General features: G+C 69.8%; 4 protein-coding genes. 2 read left to right on the top strand and 2 right to left on the bottom strand.

What is annotated here, in order from left to right; translation table 11 throughout:
• Positions 1–485, top strand: a 485-nt coding sequence (locus PLJ28_RS14455; RefSeq protein ID WP_324590299.1) for a hypothetical protein, incomplete at its 5' end; no start/stop codon positions are given.
• Positions 486–578: 93 nt separating this feature from the next.
• Here the strand turns inward: PLJ28_RS14455 and galE are convergent.
• Entirely contained in the window at positions 579–1,550 is a 972-nt protein-coding gene (galE, locus tag PLJ28_RS14450) for a UDP-glucose 4-epimerase GalE (RefSeq protein ID WP_183524739.1), read from the bottom strand.
• A 132-nt stretch (positions 1,551–1,682) separates the two neighbouring features.
• Positions 1,683–4,586 carry a glycosyltransferase family 8 protein gene (locus tag PLJ28_RS14445; RefSeq protein WP_183524736.1) on the bottom strand — a complete coding sequence of 968 codons (2,904 nt, stop codon included), beginning with the start codon at positions 4,584–4,586 and terminating at the stop codon, positions 1,683–1,685.
• A gap of 214 nt (positions 4,587–4,800) precedes the next feature.
• On the opposite strand from PLJ28_RS14445, the gene PLJ28_RS14440 reads away from it, so the two are divergent.
• Entirely contained in the window at positions 4,801–6,615 is a 1,815-nt protein-coding gene (locus tag PLJ28_RS14440) for a polysaccharide pyruvyl transferase family protein (RefSeq protein ID WP_183524733.1), read from the top strand.
• Positions 6,616–6,633 lie beyond the last annotated feature (18 nt).

Raw genomic sequence — 6,633 nt, 5'->3', positions numbered from 1 at the left:
CCGGCGTGGGCATCCCCGTGCCGTCGAACCGGCCGGTGGGCCGCTTCCGGGCGAGTGCGTTCGACATCGCCCTGCACCTGCCGGTGACCCGCCCCCTGAAGGGGATGGAGTTGCGCTGGGACGGCGAGCTGCACATCGAGGGCGAGGGCGCCAAGGACCTGGGGTTCACCCTGACGGCCCCGTGGTCCAACCCGAAGGCCACGGGCAGGCTGTTCGCCGAGATCGACGTGGCCGGCAAGGCCTACTCCCTCGACCTGGCCGAGGACCACGGCACGGTCCTGTTGCACCTGGTGCACGAGGCGGGGGTCCTGCCGTTCACCTTCCGCCTACGGGTGGCCAGAAAGGCCTTCGAATCGAGGTCGTGGCCGAACGCCTCCGCCGTGACGCTGCAGCTGGTCTCCGCCTCCGACCTCGCCCCGGCCGTCGCGCAGGACCTGTCGTCGGCGCTGCTCTCGGCCTCGGCAGGAACGGTCCGGGAGGCCTGAGGCCGGTCTCCTCAGCACCGGCAGGCCGCCGTGCGCTTCCGTCCTGGAGCTGCGCCCCGGGGAGGCCAACACCCCGGAGGGTGACGGGAATCACTACCGGGAGGTCGGCCATGCCTGTCTGGCTGCCCAGGCCGATGACACCATCTCCTCCAGCGAGTGGCGCATGCGCCAGTCCAGGTCCCGGGCGGCCAGCTGCCCCTCGGCCACGATCCTCGCCGGGTCCCCCGGACGGCGGTCATGGATCTGAGGGGTGAAGTCGATCCCGGTGACGGCGGCCGCGGTGTCCATGATCTGCCGCACCGAGGTCCCGTGCCCCGAGCCGAGGTTGTAGACCGGCTCCACGGTCTCCCCCTCCTGCAGGCGTTGGGCGGCGGCGACGTGGGCCTGGGCCAGGTCGGCCACGTGGACGTAGTCGCGCACGCAGGTGCCGTCCGGGGTCGGATAGTCCTGACCGTAGATCCGCGGGACGCCTCCGGCCACGAGGGCATCGAAGACCAGGGGGAAGAGGTTGTGCGGGGAGGTGTCCGGCAGGCTCACCTCCCCGGAGCCGACGACGTTGAAGTACCGCAACGAGGTGTGCCGCAACCCGGTGGCCCGGCCCTGGCCGGCCAGCAGCCGCTCGCCGATGAGCTTGGACTCCCCGTACGGGGACTCCGGTGTGGTGGCGGTGTCCTCGGTGACCACGTCGACGCCGGGCGTGCCGTAGACGGCGGCCGAGGAGGAGAACACGATCCGCTCCACCCCGGCGGACTGCATGGCCTCCAGCAGGCTCGCGGTGCCGGTCACGTTGATCCGGTAGGTGTGCAGGGGCCGCTGCACGGACACCCCGGCATACTTGAACCCGGCCACGTGGATCACCCCGGTGACCCCGTGCTCCACCAGGGCGGTACGGACGAGCCCGGTGTCGTTGACATCGGCCTCCACGAACGGCACCGCCTCCGGCACGAAGGACCGGTGACCGCTGGTCAGCGAGTCCAGCACCACCGCCCGCATCCCGGCTTCCTGCAAAGCGCGCACCACGTGCGCACCGATATACCCGGCCCCGCCGGTCACCAACCACGTCATACACGAAGCCTAGTCACCGAGTCACCGGCCATGACGACGGAGCCTCCCGCGTGTCCGGCGCTCGCCACCGGAGCCCCGGGTTCGGCGTCCTGCGCACCCGGGGCCCCCACCCTGCGACGACCGTGACCCGCCCTACGAGCCGGCCTGGACGTTGGTGCCCACCAGGACCTCCCGGGTCCCGGCGCGTGCGGCGCGCTCCTCGAAACCGGCCACGTACCCGTCCCAGACGTCCTGGTGCACCACGTACTCGGGACGCCACGGCTTCGCGGGACCGGCCCAGTGGATGATCTTCGGATCGACCGCGACCTCCTGCTGGGGCACCGCGTTCCACCGGGGGTCCAGTACCGTCCGGTTCCGGCCGGCATAGCAGTTCAGGATCTCCTGGTCGTTCATGCCGTATCCGCCGGCCATGCCCACGTAGCGATGGCAGAAGTCGTCGGCGCGCATCGTGGCCAGGTCCATCACCAGGATTCCCGCATTGAAGGTCGTGAAGTCGTACTCCATCGTGTCGTGCATGCCCCGGCGAAGCTCGGAGGCCGTCTGCGCATCCAGCCGGTTAGCGGCCCGGTAGACGTTGCCGAAGCCGCTCTCGGCCCAGCTCGCCTTGGAGGACCGGCCGGCAAGCGGGGTACCGGTCATGTCCGTGGCGTACAGCTCCGCGATGTCGGCCACCGTCACGGCGTCGATGTCGTGGTAGATGATCCGGTCGAGGTCCGGCATGAGCAGGGGAAGCAGCAGCCGGTCCATGGTGGAGACCGTGATGTGCTTGAGCATCCCGGCGATCTCGCCATAGTGGACCTCGTCACACGGCAGGAAGGTGAACGAGGTCTCCGGGAAGGTCTCTGCCAGGGCCGAGAAGTAGGCGTCGTCGAGACCGCGGGTGAGCACCCAGAAGTGCACGGGGCGCGAGGACCCGGACAGGATCGACTGGACCACGACCGGCACCTCGGCGCGCAGGTTCTGATCCGTGGCCAGGGCTACGTGGACGGTGTCGTGTGCCGGGTCCTCACCGGTGCCCTCCGCCTCGGGGTTCACCCCGGCGGCACCGAAGTCACGGCGCCCGGCCAGGATCGTCTCGCACGCGGCGCCGACGTCGAACTGTGGCTCCGGGAGCGTGAACGGCCGGGAGCAGTGCGCCTCGGCGGCGGCGACGTCCTCCGCGGTGATCTGCCGCCACAACGCGTAGACCTCGTCCTTGCCGGCTCCCGAGAGGATCGACCGGTAGACGGCCTCCAGCTTGGAACGGATGCCGTCCTGGATGGCCGCCAGGGCCGGGGAACCGGGAGTCATGTCGAGCAGCCCGTCGAAGCGCACGTCACCCTGGCGCCCGGGCGTGAAGTCGACGGGGCATCCCAGGGCCGTGGCCGGCAGGTAGCAGTGCAGGCGCGAGGTGATGATCCGGTCGAAGCCCCGGTACCGCTCGAGCAGCTCCAGGGCCTCCTCGACGTTGTCACCCATGCCCGACCAGCCGACGGACGGGTCGGCCTGGGTGATGGTCTCCACGGTGGCGCCGGCGGGGATGAGTGCTTTGATCGCCGGCGTGAGGCCCTTGTCCACGACGGCGACCCGCTGGCCCACGCGGCCCGCGGCCCGGCCGGCAGCCGGCCCCGTGGACCCATCGGCCTCGGAGAACACCGCGCTGACGGTGGTGGTCAGGCAACCGGAGAAGAAGGCCGGCACGCCGAGGCTGCGCAGCAGGTAGACGGTGGTCCAGTCCCGGCAACCGACCGGGGCGTGCTCCTTCAGATAGGCCACCGCCTCGTCGGTGAGCATCTCGCGGCGGTTGACGTGGAAGGAGATGAAGATCGGGTTGATGTTGTCCGCGAAGGGGAAGTCGAAGGATCCGTCGAACGGGGTATGCATGTACCAGCCGAAGGCCACCAGCCACGTGTTGGCCGGCAGGTGGTTCCGATGGGTGTCGTCGCGGTCCACCCGGACCACGTTGACCTCGGTGTCCGCGGCCAGGTCGGCGCGGAACGTCGGGTTGGTGCGCTTCTGCAGGACCTCGAGGGTCCCCGTCACGTCGGCGTCCCCGCGGAAACCCAGGTTCTGGAACCGGGCCACGTGGGTCAGCGCCCCGATCGTCTGGATGTAGTCGCCGATGTTGCTGGACTGGCGCAGGAAGTCGGGCTGCTTGTAGTCCAGGATGCCGATGTTCACCGCACCATCGCGCCAGTCGGGCTGTCCGTGGGACTCGATTTCCTTCAACCGCATCCAGTGGCGCATCCACCGGTAGTCCTCCAACCGGGCCGGTTCGAGGTCGGGGGCGTCACCACGATCGGCGACGAGCGCCGTGAACTGCTCGCGGGCGAAGACGTCGCGGCGTTCGCGGACGGCCAGCATGACGACGAAGAAGCGCAGGCTGTCCGAGGCCAGGGTCGCGTCGGGATGGGCCGACACGTCCCGGCAGGCCTGGTCGGGGTCCTGGCGGAAGCGGAAGTCCAGCCACTCGGCGGGTACCAGCCGTACCGCGGTCTGCACGTCGAGCGCGGTGAAATGGTGCTCGGCCAGCTCGTAGAGCTTCTGGTACATGGCCACCAGCCCGACGGCGGCATGACCCAGGAGTCTGGTCTCCGGGCTGTTCAGCAGCGAATGCCCGATGGACCGTGCCCTGACGTGCTGGCGCTGGGCCAACAGGCTCCGGACCATGTGGATCACCGAGAGGTCCAGCGGCCGGCCGTGCTCGAGGTCACGCGCGAGCACCGCCTCGCTGCCGAGGGACTTCATCGTGGACAGCACGTGCTGGCGGGCACCGGCCTGAGAGATCCCGCCCGGGATCGGGTTGCCGGCCTGGCCCAGGCCCAGGCTCACCGCCGAGCGGAACAGGGACAGGTCCTGACGCTGTTGCTCGAGCGCCGCGACACGTCTTCTCAGATCGGCGATGAGACGGTCATCAGTGATGGCGCCGTCGACCGGGACGCCCCCGGAAGGGGGAGGCCCTGGCCGCTTCCCCTGGGCCGGGTCCTGGTCCACGCCCAGGCGGCGCAGTGCCTTTCCGGCCAGCCTGCGACCCTTCCGGACTGCTCGTCCGGCCACTGCGGGAATCCCTCCTCTGTCGCCGTGAGTACGGGGGTCAGAGGCTTCTCGGGATTCATGCATGCCAGGTCCTGTCTGTCAACGATCGCTCAACGACATGCCTCCCCGCGGCCCAGTCACCGGGGAGCCGGGGAACGGCACGTGTCCCACCACCGTACCGCCACGGCATGGCGGGATTCGGGAGCACCCGCCCATCCCGATAGATTGATCTCCCATGAATGCCTTGCTCCCGTCCGGAACGCCGGAACTGCCCACCCTGGTCAGCTTCTACGCCGGTGATCGTTACTACCACGATGCCGCGGATCGGCTGCGCGCCGACTGTGAGCGGCAGGGCATGCCGCACCACATCGAGGAACTCCCCGCCGACGGTCTCGACTGGGGTGCCATCACCCGGGAGAAGGTCGCGTTCTACCGACGCATGCACGAACGCTTCGGGGCCATCCTCTGGGTGGACGTCGACACAAGACTCGTGGGGGTTCCCGAGCAACTGCGCGGCAGCCGCTTCGACCTCGCCGGGTTCGGGGGCCGGTACCGGTACATCCGGGACTTCGATCCCTTCCAGACGGCCCGCTTCTGGGTGCCGTCCTTCCTGTACTTCGGGCCCACCGCGGAGGCACGGGAATTCCTGGACCTCATGGTGTCCATCGAGCAGGAGACCGAGGAGCGCGTCACGGACGACTATGTGCTCCAGGAGGCGTGGATGCGGCACCAGACCATGCTCTCGGTGGGCCTCCTCCCGCCGGATCTCGTGGCCCGTCCCACGGACGCCCTGACCGATCGCCATGTCTTCGTCCACGGTGACAGCGGGAATGTCTCTGCCTTCCGGGGCCAGTTGACGCAGCACAGCAAGCTCGGTGACAGCCCCCAGGCCCGTTCGTACGTCCTCGGAGCCGAGGCCGTGGACTCCATGAAGACGGGTGACCGCCAGGCCGCGGTAAAGCTCGCCCGGCGCGCGCTGGACGCGGTGCCCGCGAGTTCCGAGGCGGCCGTGCGCCTCTCACGGTACCTGAAGATCACGCGGCAACCCGAGGCGGCCGTCGACGTCCTGCGTCGTCAGCTCGACCTCCACCCTGGCCTGGACGCCTCACGCCAGGAACTGGCGGTCCGGTATTCCGAACAGGGGTTGTTCGCCGAGGCACGGGCAGAGGTCAAGCGCCTGGCCTCTGACGGGAGCCCGGACATCGCGGCGCGCGCCCGGTCCCTCGGTGACGACCTCGGGCGGGAGGAACGTGCCCGGTCATTGGGGCTGGGCCCGGCCGAGAGGCCGAGGATGTGGTGGATGAAGACGCCGTACCCCGGCAACTTCGGAGACGTGCTCAGCCCCTGGCTCGTGGAGTGGGTCACCGGCCGCCCCCCGCTGTTCGGCCGACGCAATGACGGGCTCCTGGCGATCGGCTCGGTCATCAAGTTCGCCAGCGGGCGGTCGACCGTCTGGGGCGCCGGGACCCCGCGCCGCGGCGATGCTCTCTCCGCTGACGCGCGCTACCTCGCCGTCCGCGGGCCGATCACCCGTCAGGAGGTCATCGCCTCGGGGGGGACCTGCCCGGAGGTCTATGGCGATCCAGCCCTGCTCCTCCCCCGCTTCGTCCCCGGGCACGAGGGCCCGAAGGAGCACGAGGTGGGGTTCATCCGGCACGTCACCCAGGACAACCTGGACCTCTCGCTCGGTGGGGTGGCGGACATCCGCCTGACCGGTGTGGGCGAGGACTTCCTGCGCTCGGTGGTGGACCAGATCACCTCGTGTGAACGGATCGTCTCGACGTCCCTGCACGGGGTGATCGTGGCCAACGCCTACGGCATCCCGGCTCGCTGGGCCGTGGTGTCCGATGCGTCCGAGGCGATCAGCGGTGACGGGACGAAGTTCGAGGACTACTTCCGCTCGGTGGGCCTGCCCGTCCAGGAACCCCTCGTCCTGACGCGCGACACCCCCATCACACCGTCCCTGGCCGACGGCCTGCCGGACACGGTCGAGCTGGACTTCGACGGCGACGCGCTCGCCGGCGCCCTGTGCGAGGGCCTGGGACTCTAGGCAGGACCACGACGGCCC

The organism is Citricoccus sp. (assembly GCF_035445025.1).
GTDB lineage: Bacteria > Actinomycetota > Actinomycetes > Actinomycetales > Micrococcaceae > Citricoccus.
The sequence above is the reverse complement of the archived record's forward strand: the minus strand, read 5'-3'. Positions and strand labels throughout refer to the sequence as shown.

Bases quoted from the DNA above. Each gene is read 5' to 3' on its own strand.
- galE (WP_183524739.1), bottom strand. From the start codon at position 1,550: ATGACGTGGTTGGTGACCGGCGGGGCCGGGTATATCGGTGCGCACGTG.
- PLJ28_RS14440 (WP_183524733.1), top strand. From the start codon at position 4,801: ATGAATGCCTTGCTCCCGTCCGGAACGCCGGAACTGCCCACCCTGGTC.